18 protein-coding genes are annotated in these 17,652 nt (G+C 71.8%); 12 read left to right on the forward strand and 6 right to left on the reverse strand.

Features of this window, described 5'->3' with window-relative positions; translation table 11 throughout:
- Positions 1-26: 26 nt before the first annotated feature.
- The 4 genes from ACGF3A_RS29805 to ACGF3A_RS29820 all read left to right on the forward strand — a co-directional run bounded on the left by ACGF3A_RS29805 (position 27) and on the right by ACGF3A_RS29820 (position 4,860).
- On the forward strand, positions 27-1,466 hold the full coding sequence (locus tag ACGF3A_RS29805; RefSeq protein ID WP_393733477.1) for a histidine kinase: 1,440 nt from the start codon (positions 27-29) through the stop codon (positions 1,464-1,466).
- Complete coding sequence (locus tag ACGF3A_RS29810; protein WP_393733478.1) at positions 1,463-2,188, forward strand: response regulator; 726 nt, start codon at positions 1,463-1,465, stop codon at positions 2,186-2,188. Before ACGF3A_RS29805 ends, ACGF3A_RS29810 begins: the two co-directional genes overlap by 4 nt.
- Before the next feature lie 232 nt (positions 2,189-2,420).
- Complete coding sequence (locus ACGF3A_RS29815) at positions 2,421-3,614, forward strand: alpha/beta hydrolase (RefSeq protein WP_393733479.1); 1,194 nt, start codon at positions 2,421-2,423, stop codon at positions 3,612-3,614.
- Positions 3,604-4,860, forward strand: a complete 1,257-nt coding sequence (locus tag ACGF3A_RS29820) for an acyltransferase (RefSeq protein WP_393733841.1) — start codon at positions 3,604-3,606, stop codon at positions 4,858-4,860. Before ACGF3A_RS29815 ends, ACGF3A_RS29820 begins: the two co-directional genes overlap by 11 nt.
- Here ACGF3A_RS29820 and ACGF3A_RS29825 read toward each other — a convergent pair.
- Positions 4,839-5,291: a MerR family transcriptional regulator gene (locus ACGF3A_RS29825; protein ID WP_393733480.1), complete on the reverse strand. Its 453-nt coding sequence runs from the start codon at positions 5,289-5,291 to the stop codon at positions 4,839-4,841. The two genes, ACGF3A_RS29820 and ACGF3A_RS29825, sit on opposite strands and share 22 nt — an antisense overlap.
- 79 nt (positions 5,292-5,370) lie before the next feature.
- Between ACGF3A_RS29825 and ACGF3A_RS29830 the strand changes: the two genes are divergently transcribed.
- The gene (locus tag ACGF3A_RS29830) at positions 5,371-6,195 is read left to right on the forward strand and encodes a serine hydrolase domain-containing protein (RefSeq protein WP_393733481.1); all 825 of its coding nucleotides are present in this window, start codon (positions 5,371-5,373) and stop codon (positions 6,193-6,195) included.
- 43 nt (positions 6,196-6,238) lie between these two features.
- Here ACGF3A_RS29830 and ACGF3A_RS29835 read toward each other — a convergent pair whose 3' ends face one another.
- On the reverse strand, positions 6,239-6,910 hold the full coding sequence (locus ACGF3A_RS29835) for a pirin family protein (protein WP_393733482.1): 672 nt from the start codon (positions 6,908-6,910) through the stop codon (positions 6,239-6,241).
- A gap of 62 nt (positions 6,911-6,972) precedes the next feature.
- On the opposite strand from ACGF3A_RS29835, the gene ACGF3A_RS29840 reads away from it, so the two are divergent.
- From ACGF3A_RS29840 to ACGF3A_RS29860, 5 genes are all read left to right on the forward strand, one after another.
- Positions 6,973-8,175, forward strand: coding sequence for a PucR family transcriptional regulator (locus ACGF3A_RS29840; RefSeq protein WP_393733842.1), 1,203 nt, complete (start codon positions 6,973-6,975; stop codon positions 8,173-8,175).
- A gap of 100 nt (positions 8,176-8,275) precedes the next feature.
- Positions 8,276-9,223 carry an ACP S-malonyltransferase gene (locus tag ACGF3A_RS29845; RefSeq protein ID WP_393733483.1) on the forward strand — a complete coding sequence of 316 codons (948 nt, stop codon included), beginning with the start codon at positions 8,276-8,278 and terminating at the stop codon, positions 9,221-9,223.
- 22 nt (positions 9,224-9,245) lie between these two features.
- Positions 9,246-10,280, forward strand: coding sequence for a ketoacyl-ACP synthase III (locus ACGF3A_RS29850; protein WP_393733484.1), 1,035 nt, complete (start codon positions 9,246-9,248; stop codon positions 10,278-10,280).
- 73 nt (positions 10,281-10,353) lie between these two features.
- Positions 10,354-10,602, forward strand: coding sequence for an acyl carrier protein (locus ACGF3A_RS29855; protein WP_393733485.1), 249 nt, complete (start codon positions 10,354-10,356; stop codon positions 10,600-10,602).
- 82 nt (positions 10,603-10,684) lie between these two features.
- A complete protein-coding gene (locus ACGF3A_RS29860) occupies positions 10,685-11,950 on the forward strand; it encodes a beta-ketoacyl-[acyl-carrier-protein] synthase family protein (RefSeq protein ID WP_393733486.1) in 1,266 nt (421 codons plus the stop codon).
- A gap of 112 nt (positions 11,951-12,062) precedes the next feature.
- Here ACGF3A_RS29860 and ACGF3A_RS29865 read toward each other — a convergent pair whose 3' ends face one another.
- Together ACGF3A_RS29865 and ACGF3A_RS29870 are read right to left on the reverse strand one after the other, a co-directional pair.
- A complete protein-coding gene (locus tag ACGF3A_RS29865; protein ID WP_393733487.1) occupies positions 12,063-12,929 on the reverse strand; it encodes an NAD(P)-dependent oxidoreductase in 867 nt (288 codons plus the stop codon).
- 118 nt (positions 12,930-13,047) lie between these two features.
- Positions 13,048-13,542: a DUF3145 domain-containing protein gene (locus tag ACGF3A_RS29870; protein ID WP_393733488.1), complete on the reverse strand. Its 495-nt coding sequence runs from the start codon at positions 13,540-13,542 to the stop codon at positions 13,048-13,050.
- A 299-nt stretch (positions 13,543-13,841) separates the two neighbouring features.
- On the opposite strand from ACGF3A_RS29870, the gene ACGF3A_RS29875 reads away from it, so the two are divergent.
- Together ACGF3A_RS29875 and ACGF3A_RS29880 are read left to right on the forward strand one after the other, a co-directional pair.
- The gene (locus tag ACGF3A_RS29875) at positions 13,842-14,813 is read left to right on the forward strand and encodes an SGNH/GDSL hydrolase family protein (RefSeq protein ID WP_393733489.1); all 972 of its coding nucleotides are present in this window, start codon (positions 13,842-13,844) and stop codon (positions 14,811-14,813) included.
- 20 nt (positions 14,814-14,833) lie between these two features.
- The gene (locus ACGF3A_RS29880) at positions 14,834-15,907 is read left to right on the forward strand and encodes a zinc-binding dehydrogenase (protein ID WP_393733490.1); all 1,074 of its coding nucleotides are present in this window, start codon (positions 14,834-14,836) and stop codon (positions 15,905-15,907) included.
- Positions 15,908-16,027: 120 nt separating this feature from the next.
- Here the strand turns inward: ACGF3A_RS29880 and ACGF3A_RS29885 are convergent, their stop codons facing one another.
- Both ACGF3A_RS29885 and ACGF3A_RS29890 read right to left on the reverse strand, forming a co-directional pair.
- A complete protein-coding gene (locus tag ACGF3A_RS29885; RefSeq protein WP_393733491.1) occupies positions 16,028-16,456 on the reverse strand; it encodes an organic hydroperoxide resistance protein in 429 nt (142 codons plus the stop codon).
- Positions 16,457-16,553: 97 nt separating this feature from the next.
- The gene (locus ACGF3A_RS29890) at positions 16,554-17,603 is read right to left on the reverse strand and encodes an NADP-dependent oxidoreductase (protein ID WP_393733492.1); all 1,050 of its coding nucleotides are present in this window, start codon (positions 17,601-17,603) and stop codon (positions 16,554-16,556) included.
- Positions 17,604-17,652 lie beyond the last annotated feature (49 nt).

The following is a 17,652-nucleotide window of genomic DNA, read 5'->3' on the forward strand; positions in this document are numbered from 1 at the left end:
CCGCCGCTCCGTACGCTGGGCACGCGATGTCTTCCTCCGGATCACCACCCTCGTCTCCCCCGCCGTCTCCCCCGCCCGGTTCCTCCCAGGCGCTGCGGACCGCCCGGCACGAACTGCGTGCCCTGGGGACCGCGCTGACCACTCCCGCACCGCCTTCCCCTCCGCCGCTCGCACGCGCCTCCTCGCGGAAGGTGCGGCTGATCCCGTACGTGCTCGCGTTCGGCTTCACCGTCGTGCTGCTGCCCTCCACCACCCAGATCCTCGTCAACGACTACGGGCTGGCGGGCGGCGTCGCGGGCGCCCTGGGCGTCGCGCAGGCGGCCCCGCTGCTGCTCGTGGTCACCAGGCCGCTGCTCGCCTGGTGGATCGTCCTCCTCGCCGATGTGGCCGGTGCCTTCGCGCTGCTGGGCGCCTCCGGTCTGTCCGACCGCTCCTGGCCGTGGACGCCCATGGTGATCGTCGGCTATCTGGTGGTCTGCCTCGGCCTGGCCCTGCGCGAGAGCCGTCGCACCCTGGTGGCCGTCTGGCTGGCCACGGTGGTCGCCTCGCTCGTCCTCGGCTTCGTCTCGACGGAGCACAGCGACGGCAGCAACGTCCTGCTGATCGTGCTGAGCGGCGCCGTTCTGCTGCTCGGCGCCGCCCTGCGCGAACGGTCGGAGGCACAGCGGCGGCTGGCCGAACAGGAGACGATCAGCGAGGCCGAACGCGCCCAGAGGACGCTCCTGGAAGAGCGCGCCCGTATCGCCAGGGAGCTGCACGACGTGGTCGCGCACCACATGTCCGTCATCACCGTGCAGGCCGACAGCGCTCCCTACCGGATCGAGGGCATCCCTGAGGAGGCACGGGAGGAGTTCGGCACCATCGCCGCCACGGCGCGCGAGTCCCTCTCCGAGATGCGCCGCCTGCTGGGCGTGCTGCGCAGCGAGGAGGCCCAGGGCGAACGCGCCCCGCAGCCCGGCCTCGACCGGCTGGGCCAGCTCGTCGAGGCGACCGTACGCGCGGGCGTACCCGCCGAGCTGACGGTCGAGGGGCCGCACGCCGAGGAGGCGGACGGGGACGGGTCGGCGCTCCCCCAGGCCGTCACCCTGTCCGCGTACCGCATCGTCCAGGAGGCGCTCGCGAACGTCGTACGGCACGCCCCCGGCGCGACCACACGGGTCTCGGTGACGGGCGGGCCGGACGAGCTGACGGTGCTCGTCGTCAACGGGCCCTCCCCCGAGCCGGAGGGTCAGCCCCTGGAGACGACGGGGACGGGGCACGGCCTGGTCGGCATGCGGGAGCGCGTACGGCTCGTCGGCGGCGAGCTGGACACCGGGCCGCTGCCGGACGGCGGGTTCCGCGTCGCCGCACGGCTGCCCCTCACGCCGTCCGAAGCACCTCAGGACCCCCAGGGCCAGCAGGCCCAGCAGGACGCGCAGGGCCCGCAGGACCCCGACCGTGACGGAAAGGACCCGACGACCGCATGAGCGGCACCGCTGCCTCCTCCTCGCCCCCCGGCGTGACCAAGGTGGTCATCGTCGACGACCAGGCCATGGTGCGCGCCGGTTTCGCCGCGCTGCTCGCCGCGCAGAGCGACATCGACGTCGTGGGCGAGGCACCGGACGGCGCCCAGGGCGTCGAACTGTGCCGCCGTACCCACCCGGACGTGGTCCTCATGGACGTCCGTATGCCCGAGATGGACGGCCTGGAGGCCGCCCGCCGGCTGCTCGACCCTCCCGCGGGCGTCACCCATGTGCCGAAGGTGCTCATGCTCACCACCTTCGACGTGGACGACTACGTGTACGAGGCGCTCCGCGCGGGCGCCAGCGGCTTCCTGCTGAAGGACGCGCCGCCCGCCGACCTGATCGCGGCGGTACGGGTGGTGGCCGAGGGAGAGGCGCTGCTGGCGCCCTCGGTGACACGGCGGCTCATCTCCGAGTTCGCCCGGCAGCGGGGCGGCACCGCTCCCCGCAGGTCACGTGAGAAGCCCGCGCTGCGCCTGAACGGGCTCACCGAGAGGGAGACCGAGGTACTGGAACTGCTGTCGCGGGGCCAGTCCAACGGGGAGATCGCCGAGTCGCTCTTCCTGGCCGAGCAGACGGTGAAGACCCATGTCAGCCGGATCTTCTCCAAGCTCGACCTGCGGGACAGGGCGCAGGCCGTGATCTTCGCGTACGAGTCGGGGCTCGTCGCACCCGGCGACCAGTAGCACGAGGAAAGCACCAGGGAAGCACGAGAAAACCGTGGGGCGCGCGGAACCATTCGGTACCGATCGGTTCCGTACGCGCCGCGCGCCCCGCTGACCTCCCCCACCCCCTACTCCGGTATCACCGCGCAGTTGGCTCCGTGGTGTGACGCCCGTGCACAAGGCGTCACCGCACTCTTCCTTCTGTCGCGCCGTCGGACCTCCCGGCGGCGCGGCGCGAGGAGGGAGAGCAGCCATGAAGCGCCGTCTCAAGCGCGCTCTGATCGCCGCGACGCTCGCCGCTGCCACCGTGGGCGGGACGACCGGCCTGGCCCTGGGCAACGAGCAGACCCCGGTGACGGGCCCCGCGCCCGGCGCCGCCGCGTGGCGGGCCGACGGCTCCCTGGGCGAACCGCTCCCCGACCCGGCGACGGCGAGCCCGAAGCGGATCGCCTCCTTCTTCGCCGGTCTCACCCCGCACGAGCGCCGGACGCTCGCCCACCGCCACCCGCTCACCGTCGGGAACCTCGACGGCGCACCCGTGAAGCTCCGCTACGACGCCAACCGGCGCGCGCTGAAGGCCGAACGCGCCTCCGCGCTGCGCACGGCCACCGATCCCGCGCGCACCGTCCAGGACCACCGCCGGGCCGACGAGAAGGCCGAACGGTACGGACAGTTGCTCGCCCCGGGGCGGCAGATCCTGGCGTTCGACCCGCGCGGCAGGGGCCAGGTCGCCGAGGTCTTCGGCGACCTGCCGCACGCCGACCGTACGGCCGTGATGGTGCCGGGCTCCGACATCGACCTGGCGACCTTCGACGGCGGGGGCAAGAACCGGTACGGCAAGCCCGTCGGGATGGCGAAGTCCCTCCGGGCCGGGATGGCGGAACGGCAGCCCGGCACGCGGACCGCCGTCATCGCGTGGGTGGGCTACACGACGCCCGTGGGCCTCGGCCCGGACGCGGCCACCGGGCGGCTCGCCGAGGCGGGCGCTCCGCGCCTGGAGCGCTTCCTGCACGGCCTGGCACGGACCGGGGCACCCGCGCCCACCGTCTTCTGCCACAGCTACGGCTCGGTCGTCTGCGGCGGGGCGGCCGACGGGCTCACCCGGCGCGATGCCGCGAACCTCGTGGTCCTCGGCTCCCCCGGGATGCGCGCGGAGTCGGTCTCGGCGCTCCGTACGCCCGTACCGGTGTGGGCGACGCGCGACCCCGGCGACTGGATCGGCAAGGTGCCGAACGTCCAGGTCCTGGGCCTGGGCCACGGCACCGACCCGGCCTCCCCCGGCTTCGGCGCCCGCGTCGTCACCTCCGCCAAGGCAGACGGGCACGCGGGCTACTTCGCGCCCGGCACCGACTCGCTCGCCAACTTCTCGTCCATCGCGCTCGGTTCGTACGGCTCCGTCCACTGCTCCGCCGCCTCCGAGGAGTGCAGCCATGCCCATGCCCACTGAGACACGGCCCCGGCCCGGGACCGGGACCGGGATCCGGCGGAAGGCCAGTGCCGCCGTCGCGGCGATCGAGGAGCGCACCCCCGCGCACCGTGACCGCGCCGTCGACGGGCTGCGCGCCCTGGCGCTGCTCGCCGTGCCGACCGGGCACTGGCTGCTCGGCGGCTTCACACGGGACGCGGACGGCACGCTGCACAACGCGAGCCCCCTCGCCACGCTCGACTACTTCGCGCCCATGAGCTGGGTGCTGCAGATGCTCGGAATCTTCTTCCTGGTGGGCGGCTACTCGTCGGTGCTCTCCTACCGGCGCTCGGCCGCGCGGGGCGAGTCCACGGGCCGCTGGCTCCGTGGGCGGCTGGTCCGGCTGGGCCGTCCCGTCCTGGGCGTGACCGCCGTATGGGCGGCGCTCGTCCCCTTGCTGTCGGCCATGGGTGTTCCGGGCGGGACGGTGCGTACGGCCGCCGTACTGGTCGTCCAGCCCCTGTGGTTCGTCGGGATCTACGCGGGCGTCACCGCGCTCACCCCGTACTGCGTCAGGGCCTGCCAGAAGCTCGGCGCATGGGCGGCGGCGCCGCTCTTCGGCACGGTCGCCGTGGTCGACCTCCTGCGCTACGGGCCGTACGCGGAGGCCATGCCGTCCTGGCTCGGCATGGTCAATCTCGTGCCCGGCTGGCTCTTCGCGTACCAGATCGGTGTCTGCTGGGGTGAGGGAAAGCTGCGCAAGAGAGGCGGCGCTTTTCTGCTCGGCGCGGGTGCCGCCCTGTTCGCGCTCCTGCTGCTCGTCTTCCACTACCCGGCGTCGATGGTCGGAGTTCCCGGGGAGGCGCGGACGAACTCGCATCCCCCGTCCCTCCTGGTGCTCGCCCTGGCCTCGGTCCAGTGCGGCGCGGCCGTACTGTTGCGCGACCGTCTGGCGAGGGCGCTGCGCCGCCCCGCGCTGTGGGCGCCCGTCGTGGTCGTCAACCTGTCGGCGATGACCATCTTCTGCTGGCACCAGTCGGCGATGCTGACGGCCGCCGTGCCGAGTTCGTTCCTGGGGACGTTCGCCGGGCTGACGACGGCGCCGGACTCCCTGGGCTGGCTGCTCGCCCGGCTCGCCTGGATGCCGCTCTTCGCCCTCGCGCTCGTCGCGATCGGGAGCGTCGCGCGCCGTTTCGACGCTCCCTGGAAGGGCGTGAACCGGGGGCGGAGGGCCGTGGCGGCCGTCCTGGCCGGGGCCTTCGCGTGCTACGCGTTCGCCGTCGTATAGATGTCGATCTTGTGGTTGAGGACCGCGAGGGTGTCCTGGAGCTCCGTGATGCGGCGCAGGACGTCCTCGCGGGTGGCCAGGAGCAATTCCTTGCGCTCCCCGAAGGTGCTCTCGCCCTCCCGCACGAGCTCGGCGTAGCGCACCATGTCGGCGACCGGCATGCCGGTCAGGCGCAGCTTGCCAACCAGCCGGAGCCAGTCCAGGTCCTTGTTGCTGAAGCGCCGCTGGCCCGTGTGGGACCGGTCGACGTGCGGCATCAGCCCGATGCGCTCGTACCAGCGCAGCGTGTGCGCGCTGAGGCCGCTGATGGCGGCCACCTCACTGATCGTGTATCGGTCGTCACCATCCGGACGGGGGTGAGCTCCGGCGTCGCAGTTCAGTGGCTCCGTGTCCGCGCCCGTGTCCGCGCTCGCTGTTTCCATCACGGTCATAAGTGAACGCTACGAAGTTCGAGCGCACTCCAAGCAAGGGCAAAAACGGTGTGAAATCCCGGACGTTAGGCTCGGGGACATGGACAGCCTGCGGATGATCGAGACCTGGCCGGTGCCCACCGCCGCCGCTGCCGTCGTACGTGCGGACGGCACGGTGGCCGGTACCCACGGCCCCATGGAGCGCCGTTTCGAGCTGGCTTCCGTCACCAAACCGCTGGCCGCCTACGCGGTGCTGGTCGCCCTGGAGGAGGGCGCGGTCGAGCTGGACGAGCCCGCGGGGCCCGAGGGCGCCACCGTCCGGCACCTGCTGGCCCACACCTCCGGGCTGGCCTTCGACGAGCACCGCGCGATGGCGGCGCCCGGCACCCGGCGGATCTACTCCAACGCGGGCTTCGAGACGCTGGCCGACCATGTGGCGAAGGCGACGGAGATCCCCTTTCCGCAGTACCTGCGTGAGGCGGTCCTCGATCCGCTGGGCATGGCGGACACCGAGCTGCCGGGTTCGGCCGCCAAGGACGCCGTCTCGACCGCGGCCGACCTCGTGCGCTTCGCGGCCGAGCTCCAGGCGCCGCGCCTGCTGCACCGTACGACGCTCGACGAGGCGACCTCCGTGGTCTTCCCCGGGCTCGGCGGGGTGCTGCCGGGGTACGGCAACCAGAAGCCGAACGACTGGGGGCTGGGCTTCGAGATCCGGGACTCCAAGTCGCCGCACTGGACGGGCGCTTCCTCGTCCCCCAGGACGTTCGGGCACTTCGGCCAGTCGGGCACGTTCCTGTGGGTGGACCCCGACGCGGGCGCGGCCTGCGTGGCGCTGACGGACCGCGCGTTCGGCCCGTGGGCGGTGGAGGTCTGGCCGGTGTTCACGGACGCGGTGCTGAGGGACCTCGGGGCGGTACGCCCGTAGCCGCACCCCGGGCGGAACCGGACGGTACCGGTCGGTGCCGTCTTCAGCCGTAGCTCGGCTCGGCGTGCATCTCCCAGATCAGCAGCTCCGCCGAGCCCTGCCCGCGCACCTCCAGGTCCCTCGCGTCGGCGATCCGCGCGGCGTCCCCGGTCCGCAGGGTCGCTCCGTCCAGTTCGGCCTGTCCTCGCACCATGTGGACGTAGGTCCAGGCCGCGTCCGGCACGGCTGTCCGTTCCCCGTCGCCGAGCCGCCGTAGGTGCAGGACAGCCTCCGTACGGGGCAGCGCGAAGGGCGTGCCGTCGGCGATGCCCCGGACGATCTCGTACTCCGGCTCGGTCCCGAACGTGCCCGGGACGAGCCACATCTGCACGAAGCGCAGCGGCTCGTCCCCCGCGTTCCGCTCGACGTGCCGTACGCCGCTGCCCGCGCCGAGGCGCTGCACGTCCCCGGGGCGTACGAGCGAGACCTCTCCCGTGGAGTCCCGGTGCTCCAGCAGTCCTTCAGCGACCCATGTCACGATCTCGACGTCCCGGTGCGGATGGAGCGGGAATCCGGCGCCGGGGGCGAGCCGTTCCTCGTTGCAGGCCACCAGCAGGCCGAAGTTCACGTTGTCCGGGTCGTAGTGACCCGAGAAGGAGAAGGCGTGCCGGGTGTCGATCCCGGCGTCCGCGTCCCCGCCCCGGTACCGGTCGTCCGCTCGCCACACCTGCGTCATGGCCCCACCGTAGACCGCGGCCGGGGGCCGCTGTCCGCCCCAGCGCCCTGCCGCGCCTTCCGATAAGGCAGGCTTGTCCCGTGCCAGAACCCACAGACCCCTCTCAGCATCCGCATACCGCCACACTCCGCAGACTGGAGCAGTCCTCCGGCAAACTCGCCGCCGCCGCCATCGCGCGCATGGACGAGCAGCTCCCCTGGTACCGCGCGATGCCCCCGGAGAACCGTTCGTGGATCGGGCTGGTCGCGCAGGCGGGCATCGCCGCGTTCACCGAGTGGTTCCGGCACCCCGAGACGCCGCAGGCGATCAGCACGGACGTGTTCGGCACGGCGCCCCGCGAGCTGACCCGCGCGATCACCCTGCGGCAGACCGTCGAGATGGTGCGTACGACGATCGAGGTCGTCGAGACCGCCATCGACGAAGTCGCGGCCCCCGGGGACGAGTCGGTGCTGCGCGAGGCCCTGCTCGTCTACGCACGCGAGATCGCCTTCGCCACCGCCCAGGTCTACGCGCAGGCGGCCGAGGCGCGGGGCGCGTGGGACGCCCGGCTGGAGTCCCTGGTCGTCAACGCGGTGCTGTCCGGCGAGGCCGACGAGGGCGCCGTCTCCCGCGCCGCGGCGCTGGGCTGGAACTCCCCGGAGCATGTCGCCGTGGTGCTCGGCACCGCACCGGACGGCGACAGCGAGCTGACCGTCGAGGCGATCCGCAGGGCCGCGCGGCACGCCAAGCTCCAGGTCCTGACGGGCGTGCTCGGCAGCCGTCTGGTGGTGATCGCGGGCGGCTCGGACGATCCGCTGCGCTCCGCGAAGTCCCTGATCGGCCCGTTCGCGGCCGGTCCCGTGGTGGCGGGCCCCGTGGTGGGCGACCTGCTCGCGGCGACGCGCTCGGCGCAGGCGGCGATGGCCGGGCTGAAGGCGTGCGCGGCGTGGCCGGACGCGCCCCGTCCGGTCCTCGCGGACGATCTCCTGCCGGAGCGCGCGATGGCGGGCGACCCCGTCGCCCGCGAGCTGCTGGTGGAGGAGATCTACAGACCGCTCGAGGAAGCCGGGTCGGCGCTGCTGGAGACACTCAGCGTCTATCTGGAGCAGGCGAGTAGCCTGGAAGGCGCCGCACGGATGCTCTTTGTGCACCCCAACACCGTGCGCTACCGGCTGCGACGTGTGACAGACGTCACGGGCTGGTCGCCCTCGGATGTGCGCTCCGCCTTCACACTGCGTATCGCGCTCATCCTGGGACGTCTCGCGGACTTCGGGAGCCGCCCGTAGGCTTACGCCCGCCTTTTGTCGAGGGCCCACAATTCCCCTCACCGTTCTTCGTCCCGGTCCTCACCGGCGGGGACCACAGCTCACAAGAGAGAGTGAGAGAGTGCTCGTACTCGTCGCTCCCGGCCAAGGCGCCCAGAAGCCTGGCCTTCTGACCCCCTGGCTCGAACTCCCCGGTTCTGCGGACCGGCTCGCGGAGTGGTCGGCCGCGATCGACCTCGACCTGGCCCACTACGGCACCGAGGGCGACGCGGACCAGATCCGCGACACAGCCGTGGCGCAGCCGCTGCTCGTCGCCGCGAGCCTGCTGTCCGCCGAGGCGCTGCTCGACTGGCGCCCGGGACAGGAGTCCCCCGGTTCGCTGGACGCCGCGGGCGCGCTCGCCGGCCACAGCGTCGGTGAGCTGGCCGCCGCGGCCCTGGCGGGCGTGCTGACGCCCCTGGACGCCATGAAGGTCGTCCGGGCCCGTGGCAAGGCCATGGCGGAGGCGGCGGCCGTCACCGAGACCGGCATGGCAGCGGTCCTCGGGGGCGACTCCGAGGCCGTCGTCGCGCACCTGGAGAAGCTGGGCCTGACCCCGGCGAACATGAACGGCGCGGGCCAGATCGTCGCCGCGGGCACAGCCGAGCAGATCGCGGCCCTCGGGCAGGACAAGCCCGAGAAGGCCCGCGTGATGCCGCTCAAGGTCGCCGGCGCCTTCCACACGGAGCACATGGCCCCGGCCGAGCCCGCGATGAGCGAGGCCGTCAAGGACATCGAGCCCGGCGACCCCGCCGTGCGCTACGTGTCCAACCTCGACGGACAGGTCGTCGACACGGGCCCCGAGGTCGTTCGACGGCTGGTCCACCAGATCTCGGCCCCCGTGCGCTGGGATCTGTGCATGGAGACCTTCCAGGAACTGGGTGTCACCACCCTCATCGAGCTGTGCCCGGGTGGCACGCTCACCGGGATCGCCAAGCGTGCCCTCCCGGGTGTCCGCACGCTGGCGCTGAAATCCCCCGACGATCTCGAAGCGGCTCGTGCGCTCATCGCCGAGCACGCGTCGTCCTGAACCCGAGGAGTCCCTGAGTAGCATGACCGCGAAGATCAAGCCCGCACAGGGCTCCCCGTACGCCCGTATCCTCGGCGTCGGCGGCTACCGGCCGACCCGCGTCGTGCCGAACGAGGAGATCCTCAAGCACATCGACTCCTCGGACGAATGGATCCGCTCCCGCTCCGGGATCGCCACCCGGCACTGGGCGGGCCCGGAGGAGACGCTCGCGGAGATGACTCTGACCGCCGCGGGCAAGGCCGTGGCGGACGCGGGCATCACCGCGGACCAGATCGACGGGGTCATCATCGCGACGGTCTCGCACTTCAAGCAGACCCCGGCCATCGCCACCGAGATCGCGGACCGTATGGGCGCGGGCAAGGCCGCGGCCTTCGACGTCAACGCGGGTTGCGCGGGCTTCGGCTACGGCCTGACGCTCGCCAAGGGCATGGTCGTCGAGGGCAGCTCGAAGTACGTGCTGGTGGTCGGCGCCGAGCGGCTCTCGGACCTCACGGACCTCACGGACCGCTCCACCGCGTTCCTGTTCGGCGACGGCGTGGGCGCCGTCGTCGTCGGCCCCTCGGAGGAGCCGGCCATAGGGCCGACCGTCTGGGGCTCGGAGGGCGACAAGGCGGACGTCATCTCGCAGACCGTCCCGTGGGACGACTACCGCGTGGGCGACGTCTCCGAACTCCCGGTCGACGAGAACGGCGAACTGAAGTTCCCCGCGCTCCGGCAGGAGGGCCAGACGGTCTTCCGCTGGGCCGTCTTCGAGATGGCGAAGGTCGCGCAGCAGGCCCTCGACGCCGCCGGACTGGCGCCGGAGGACCTGGACGTCTTCATCCCGCACCAGGCGAACATGCGGATCATCGACTCGATGGTGAAGACCCTCAAGCTGCCGGAGCACGTCACGGTCGCCCGTGACGTGGAGACCACCGGCAACACCTCGGCCGCCTCCATTCCGCTCGCCATGGAGCGGCTGCTGGCGACCGGGCAGGCGAAGAGCGGCGACACCGCCCTCGTCATCGGATTCGGGGCGGGTCTCGTTTACGCGGCTACGGTCGTTACTCTCCCTTAGTCAAGATCCAAGCAGCCCCGTACAAAGGCGTCGGGCGCTGCGGAATCACCCGCACATACCGAAGGAGCGCCGAATGGCCGCCACGCAGGAAGAGATCGTCGAGGGTCTCGCCGAGATCGTCAACGAGATCGCCGGAATCCCGACCGAGGACGTGAAGCTCGACAAGTCCTTCACCGACGACCTGGACGTCGACTCGCTGTCCATGGTCGAGGTGGTCGTCGCCGCCGAGGAGCGTTTCGGCGTGAAGATTCCGGACGACGACGTCAAGAACCTGAAGACCGTCGGGGACGCGACCAACTACATCCTCGACCACCAGAACTGAGACATCCGTTGACGCGTTTGTCGCCACCCGGCCGACGGGTGGCTCAAACGAGGTCACCCCTACCAGTGGAGAAAGAATTCCAGTGAACGCGACCAATCGCACCGTGGTCGTCACCGGTATCGGCGCAACCACACCGCTGGGTGGCGACAGCGCATCGACCTGGGAAGGTCTCGTCGCGGGGCGCTCCGGCGTCCGTCTCCTGGACGAGGAGTGGGCTGCCGACCTTCCCGTGCGGATCGCGGCCCGGGTCGCGGTCGAGCCGACCGAGACCATCCCGCGCGCGCAGGCGAGGAAGCTGGACCGCTCGGCCCAGTTCGCGCTGGTGGCGGCCCGTGAAGCGTGGGCCGACGCGGGCTTCAGCGGCCGTGCCGGTGAGGACACCTCGGTCGATCCGGACCGGCTCGGCACCGTCGTGGCGTCCGGTATCGGCGGTGTCACCACTCTGCTCAACCAGTACGACACGCTGCTGCAGAAGGGTTTCCGCAGGGTCTCCCCGCACACGGTGCCGATGCTCATGCCGAACGGCCCGGCCGCCAACGTCGGCCTGGAGGTCAACGCCCGCGCGGGCGTGCACACTCCGGTCAGCGCCTGCGCCTCGGGCTCCGAGGCCGTGGGCTACGGCATCGAGATGATCCGCACCGGCCGTGCCGACGTGGTCGTCGCGGGCGGTACGGAGGCGGCGCTCCACCCGCTGCCCGTCGCGGCCTTCGCCAACATGATGGCGATGTCCAAGAACAACGACGACCCGCAGGGCGCTTCGCGCCCGTTCGACGTCGACCGCAACGGCTTCGTGCTCGGTGAGGGCGCGGGTGTGATCGTCCTGGAGTCGGAGGAGCACGCACGGCGGCGCGGCGCCCGGGTCTACGCGGAGGCGATCGGCCAGGGCATCTCCGCCGACAGCCACGACATCGTGCAGCCCGAGCCCTCCGGCAACGGCATCGCGCACGCGCTCCAGAACCTCATGTCGAACACCGACACCGACCCGTCGGAGATCGCGCACATCAACGCGCACGCGACCTCGACCCCGCAGGGCGACCTCGCCGAGCTCAAGGCGCTGCGCAAGGTCTTCGGCGAGGACGTGGACCACATGGTCATCTCCGGCACCAAGTCGATGACCGGTCATCTGCTGGGCGGCGCGGGCGGCGTGGAGACCGTGGCCACGGTGCTGGCGCTGCACCACCGCACGGCTCCGCCGACGATCAACATCGACAACCTGGACCCCGAGGTGGACGCCGACATCGTGCGCGGCGAGGCGCGCGCCCTCCCGTCGGAGGGCCGCATCACCGCGCTGAACAACTCGTTCGGCTTCGGTGGCCACAACGTCGTGCTGGCGTTCCGCAGCGCCTGATCGCTCCGGTCGCGTACGCACGTCAGCGTGTGCGCGCGTAAGCGCATGTGTAAGGGGCGTCCTCCCTTGGAGGGCGCCCCTTACACATGCGCGGGATGGCTGGACGGTGTCGTCAGTCGAAGCTGGCGAAGTACGAGGCAGCCGCGTCCTCCCTGCCGTGCCCCTGCTCCTCCGCCCGGCGCAGCCGTTCGGCACCCGCGGGGGCGAGGTCCAGGCGGACACCGGCCTCCTCGGCGGCACGGGTGATCAGTTCGGCGTCCTTGCGCGCCCCGGCCAGCGGGAAACTGGCGGCGTAGTCGCCGTCGAGGATCAGCCCAGCCTTGAGCCGCAGGTACGGCAGGTCGAGCGGGCCTCCCCCGACGGCGTCCAGGAACGCACGCGGGTCGAAGCCGAACCCCTCGGCGAGGGCGAGAGTTTCCGCCGTCCCGTTGATGACGGTGAGCACCCAGTTGTTGACGACCAGCTTGAAACGGCTGGCGGCGCCCGGTTCGGTGCCGAGCCAGAGCGTCTTCTGCCCGATCGCGTCGAACACCGGCTCCGCATCGGCCCGTACGTCCTCCGGGGCGGCGGCGAGCACGGTGAGCTGACCGGCCTCGGCGGGCGCCTTGGTGCCCAGCACCGGGGAGTCGACGAAACGGAGCCCGTGCTCCCCGGCGAAGTCCGTCAGCGGCGGGACGCCGTCCGGCCCGACGGTGCTGGCCTGCGTCCAGAGCGCGCCCTCGGCGAGGCCGGGCGCGGCGGCCCGCATCGCGTCCAGGACGGAGGGCGCGTCGAACAGCACGGTGAGCACCACGTCGGCGCCGCGCACCGCGTCGGCCACGTCCTCCGTGACACGGATCCCGTCACCCGCGAGGGGCAGGGCCTTGGCGTGGGTACGGTTCCAGGCGCGGACGTCGAGCCCGGCGCGCGCGAGGTTGCGCGCCATGGCGGCACCCATGGTCCCGGTGCCGAGGACGGCTACTGAAGTTCGGTCAGACATGTCCGGCACGGTACGGCTTGGAGCACGCTCCAGGGCAAGAGCGACGCCCCGCGGGCCCGCCCCTGGGCCCAGGCCTCGCACGGGGCCGTGAACCGTCCCGTACGGGCCTCTGAGCCGCCTATACGACCTGGTGCAGCCAGCGCACGGGGGCACCCTCCCCCGCGTACCGGAACGGCTCCAGCTCGTCGTCCCAGGGCTTGCCGAGCAGCCGGGAGATCTCGGCCTCCAGGTCGCCCTCCCCGCGCGCGGCACGGGCCAGCGCGGCTTTGAGGCGGTCCTCCGGGATGAGGATGTCGCCGTGCATGCCGGTCACGGCGTGGAAGATCCCCAGCCCGGGCGTCGAGCTGTACCGCTCGCCCTCGGCCGTCGGGCAGGGCTCGGCGGTGACCTCGAAGCGCAGCAGGTGCCAACCGCGCAGCGCGGAGGCGAGCTTGGAGGCGGTGCCGGGATCGCCCTGCCAGGAGAACTCGGCACGCCAGGTGCCCGGGGAGGCGGGCTGTCTGATCCAGTCGAGGTTCACGCGCGCGCCGAGGACACCCGCCACGGCCCATTCGACGTGGGGGCACAGCGCGCGGGGCGCCGAGTGGACGTACAGAACTCCACGTGTCGTCACCGGGACCTCCAGTGCGGTCCGAGGGTCGCCTCGCCGAGCGGCCTCGATCACCTACCGGTCATGCGCCGGTTCAGCGCCTGACATTTTTGCACCATCGGTCACTTCCCTACCAGCTCCCGAGGTTACGAATAGTAAACACCACTGCGCTCAAATATCCCCGAAAGGGACAGGAAGTGACGCGAGGTAATATTTACCAGCCGCTGTGCGCCCCCGCGTCAGCCAGTCACGGCCAAGCTACCGTGCGACGGCGCACGGTGCGTGACGTACCGTCGGATGGGGACCAGCGAACAGGGGGCCGGATGACGGACAGCCGCAGCGAGACCGACGACCCGTCCCACCGGCCTACCCGCTCCTCCGGCCGGACACGCGCCCGTACCGTCACCATCTGCGCCTTCGCCGCGATGATCGCGGGAGGGCTGGGGCTCGCCGCCGCCTGCGGGGATCCCGGCGGCGGAGGCAGCGACAGAGCCGCACAGCGCGCCGACGCCTCCGGGCGCCCCAAGCCGTCGCCGTCCCCCACCCCGATCTGGGACAGAAAACCCGAGTCCATGGCCGCCGTGGGCGACTCCATCACGCGCGGCTTCGACGCCTGCTCGGTGCTCTCCGACTGCGTGAAGGTGTCCTGGGCCACAGGATCCGAGCCGCAGGTCGACAGCCTCGCCAACCGTCTCCTCGGCGACTCGCGGGGCAAGAGCTGGAACCACGCGGTGAGCGGCGCCGTCATCGCCGACCTGCCCGGGCAGATGCGCAAGGCCGCCGCCACGGGCCCTGACATGATCACCGTGATGAGCGGCGGCAACGACGCGTGCAGGAAGACCGTCGGGGAGATGACGTCCGTCGAGGACTTCCGCGCGAGCTTCCGCGAGTCCCTGCGCGTCCTGCGCGCGGACCGGCCCAAGACGCAGGTCTACGTCTCCAGCGTGCCCAACCTCAAGCGGCTGTGGGAGCAGGGCCGGAAGAACCCCATAGGCCAGCGGATATGGAACCTCGGGATCTGCCAGTCGATGCTCAAGGATCCCAACGCGATGGACAAGGCCGCCCAGGACCGCCGGCAGCAGGTGTACGACCGGGTGGTCGCGTACAACTCCGTGCTGAAGGAGGAGTGCGCCAAGGACCTGCGCTGCCGGTACGACAACGGTGCCGTTTTCCGCTACCGCTTCACCGGTGACGAACTGAGCAACTGGGACTGGTTCCACCCGAGCAAAAAGGGGCAGCACAGTCTCGCGGAGCTGGCCTATCGGGAGATCACCTCTCCTCGCACCGCGCGCTGAGTGGGTGAAGGGAGCCGTCAGTGACCACTGCCGCAGGACCGGCCGGGACGACCGGCCGGGCGGGAGCGCCGGCGTCCGGGAGCGCCCGCGCCGTCGTCGTCGACCGTCCGGGAGAGCACCGGATCGTGAGCGGGCCGCAGCCCCTTCCGGGGCCCGGCGAGGTGCGGATCGCCGTGCACGCGGCCGGGATCTGCGCCAGCGACCGGGAGTTGTACGACGGCACCCGGCACCCGGACTTCGTGCGCTATCCCGTGACACCCGGACATGAGTGGGCGGGCACCGTGGACGCCGTGGGCGAGGGCGTGGACCCGGCGCTGACGGGGCGGAAGACCGTCGCGGAGGGCTTCCGCGCGTGCCTGTCCTGCGAGCGGTGCCGGGAGGGCGCCACCAATCTGTGCGCGAGCGGGTACGACGAGACGGGCTTCACCCAGCCGGGCGCCTTCGCCGACCGGCTGGTGCTGCCCACGCGGCTGCTCCACCTCCTGCCCGACAGGGCCGATCTGCGCGCCGCCGCGCTGCTGGAGCCCGCGGCCGTCGCCGCCGCCGCGGTGCTCGCGGGCGCGCCCCGGCCCGGCGACAGGGTGGCCGTCGTCGGCGGGGGAACGCTCGGCCTGCTCGCCGTCCAGCTCCTTGCCGCCTCGTCCCCCGCCGCCCTCCTCACGGTGGAGCCGCGGTCGGCCCGCGCCGAGCAGGCGCTGAGCCTGGGCTCCGACCGTGCCTGCGCGCCGGAGGAGACGGGCAAGGAGGCGGGCGGCTACGACGTCGTCCTGGAGACGGCGGGTGCGGACGGGTCGGCCCAGGACGCCTGCCTGCTGGCGCGGCGCGGCGGCCGTGTCGTCCTCACCGGCATGTTCGACCCGGGAGCGCTCGGCGTCGACCCGCTGCACCTGGTCCTCAACCAGCTCACCGTCGGCTCCGTGTTCGGCGCCTCGTCCGCCGCCTGGTCCTTCGCCGTACGGGCGTTCACCGGCGGGCTGTTGGACCCCGCGCCCCTGATCACCCACGAGTTTCCCCTGCCGTCCTTCGGCGAGGCGATGGCGGCGGTCGGCGGCCCCGAGGGCGCGGACGCGGGCAAGGTGCTGCTGCGGCCCTGACGCACCGACGCCCTGAGGCTGAGGCGCCGTGGTGCCGTGGTGCCGTGGTGCCGGACAGCCCGTGGGGGCCGCTCCGCCGATCCGGCGGGGTGGCCCCCACGGTTGGTCCTGCCGCGTCGGTTACTTGACGCTGAGCGTGACCTCGATGTTTCCCCGGGTGGCGTTGGAGTACGGGCAGACCTGGTGGGCCTTCTCCAGAAGGGACTTGGCGGTGTCCGCGTCCACGTTCGGGATGGAGGCCGAGAGGGCGACGGTGAGACCGAAGCCGCCTTCGGGGGTGCTGCCGATGCCGACCTCCGCCGTCACGGTGGAGCCGGAGATGTCGGCGCCCTCCTTGCGCGCCACGACGCCGAGCGCGCCCTGGAAGCAGGCGCTGTAACCGGCGGCGAAGAGCTGCTCGGGGTTGGTGCCCGCGCCGCTGCCGCCCATCTCCTTGGGCGGGTTGACGACAACGTCGAGCTTGCCGTCGTCGGTCGCGACGCGGCCGTCCCGGCCGTTCTCCGCGGTGGCGACGGCCGTGTACTTGACGTCTATGGGCTGGATTGCCATGGATCCTCCTGTCGGTGGCACGACCGGGGGACTCGCGCCCAAATCCCACCGGCCGATGCCGAGCCTAATGGCCTCCGACGAGGGCGTGCCCGGGTGGTCAGTCCGCGAGACTGACGATCATCTTGCCCGTGTTCTCCCCCTTGAGGACGCCGAGGAAGGCGTCCACCCCGCTCTCGATCCCCTCGACGATCGTCTCGCGGTACTTCAGCTCGCCGGAGCGGACCCAGGCGGAGACCTCCTCGAAGAACTGCGGCTGGAGCGCGGTCTCATCGCTCACGAGCATCCCCTGGAGGCGCAGGCGCTTCCCGATGATGAGCGCGAGGTTGCGCGGCGCGGGGGTCGGCTCCGTCGCGTTGTACTGCGAGATCATGCCGCAGATGGTGGCGCGGCCGAAGGTGTTGAACGAGGAGAGGGCGGCCTCCAGATGGTCGCCGCCGACATTGTCGAAATAGACATCGATGCCGTCAGGAGCGGCCTCGCGGAGCTGCTCTGCCACGGGAGCCGACTTGTAGTTGAACGCGGCGTCGAATCCGTACTCCTCCTTGAGGACGCGGACCTTCTCGTCGGAGCCCGCGCTGCCGATGACACGGGCGGCGCCCTTGAGCTTGGCGATCTGGCCGACCTGGCTGCCGACCGCGCCCGCGGCGCCGGAGACGAAGACGGTGTCGCCCTCCTTGAAGGAGGCGGACTTCAGCAGCCCGGCGTAGGCCGTGAGGCCCGTCGCGCCGAGGACGCTGAGGAAGGCGGTGAGCGGAGCCACCTCTTCCGAGATCTTGGTGGCGTGCTTCGCGGGCAGCGTCGCGTACTCCCGCCAGCCCACGAAGTGCGCCACATGGTCGCCCGGCGCGAAGCCCTCGGCGCGGGAGGCGACCACGACGCCGACCGCGCCGCCGTCCATCGGCTCGTCGAGCTTGAAGGGGGCGATGTAACTCTTCACATCGTTCATCCGCCCGCGCATGTACGGGTCCACGGAGAAGTGGAGATTCCGCACGGCGATCTCGCCCTCGGCGGGCTCGGCGACGGGCACCTCGCGCAGCGCGAAGTCCTCGGGGGTGGGCCAGCCCGAGGGGCGGGCGACGAGATGCCAGGCCCGGGCGGTGGCCGGAAGGGACGCGTCGGCGGCGTGGGGCGATGCGGATGCGCTCATGATGACGATGCTGCCTCTCAGAACATTTCAGTTACTGAAACAACCATGC

This window comes from Streptomyces sp. NPDC048172 (genome assembly GCF_043202595.1).
Lineage (GTDB): Bacteria > Actinomycetota > Actinomycetes > Streptomycetales > Streptomycetaceae > Streptomyces.

Coding starts and splice junctions, on each gene's coding strand:
- ACGF3A_RS29805 (WP_393733477.1), top strand. CDS start 27: ATGTCTTCCTCCGGATCACCACCCTCGTCTCCCCCGCCGTCTCCCCCG.
- ACGF3A_RS29810 (WP_393733478.1), top strand. CDS start 1,463: ATGAGCGGCACCGCTGCCTCCTCCTCGCCCCCCGGCGTGACCAAGGTG.
- ACGF3A_RS29815 (WP_393733479.1), top strand. CDS start 2,421: ATGAAGCGCCGTCTCAAGCGCGCTCTGATCGCCGCGACGCTCGCCGCT.
- ACGF3A_RS29820 (WP_393733841.1), top strand. CDS start 3,604: ATGCCCACTGAGACACGGCCCCGGCCCGGGACCGGGACCGGGATCCGG.
- ACGF3A_RS29825 (WP_393733480.1), bottom strand. CDS start 5,291: ATGACCGTGATGGAAACAGCGAGCGCGGACACGGGCGCGGACACGGAG.
- ACGF3A_RS29830 (WP_393733481.1), top strand. CDS start 5,371: ATGGACAGCCTGCGGATGATCGAGACCTGGCCGGTGCCCACCGCCGCC.
- ACGF3A_RS29835 (WP_393733482.1), bottom strand. CDS start 6,910: ATGACGCAGGTGTGGCGAGCGGACGACCGGTACCGGGGCGGGGACGCG.
- ACGF3A_RS29850 (WP_393733484.1), top strand. CDS start 9,246: ATGACCGCGAAGATCAAGCCCGCACAGGGCTCCCCGTACGCCCGTATC.
- ACGF3A_RS29855 (WP_393733485.1), top strand. CDS start 10,354: ATGGCCGCCACGCAGGAAGAGATCGTCGAGGGTCTCGCCGAGATCGTC.
- ACGF3A_RS29865 (WP_393733487.1), bottom strand. CDS start 12,929: ATGTCTGACCGAACTTCAGTAGCCGTCCTCGGCACCGGGACCATGGGT.
- ACGF3A_RS29875 (WP_393733489.1), top strand. CDS start 13,842: ATGACGGACAGCCGCAGCGAGACCGACGACCCGTCCCACCGGCCTACC.
- ACGF3A_RS29885 (WP_393733491.1), bottom strand. CDS start 16,456: ATGGCAATCCAGCCCATAGACGTCAAGTACACGGCCGTCGCCACCGCG.
- ACGF3A_RS29890 (WP_393733492.1), bottom strand. CDS start 17,603: ATGAGCGCATCCGCATCGCCCCACGCCGCCGACGCGTCCCTTCCGGCC.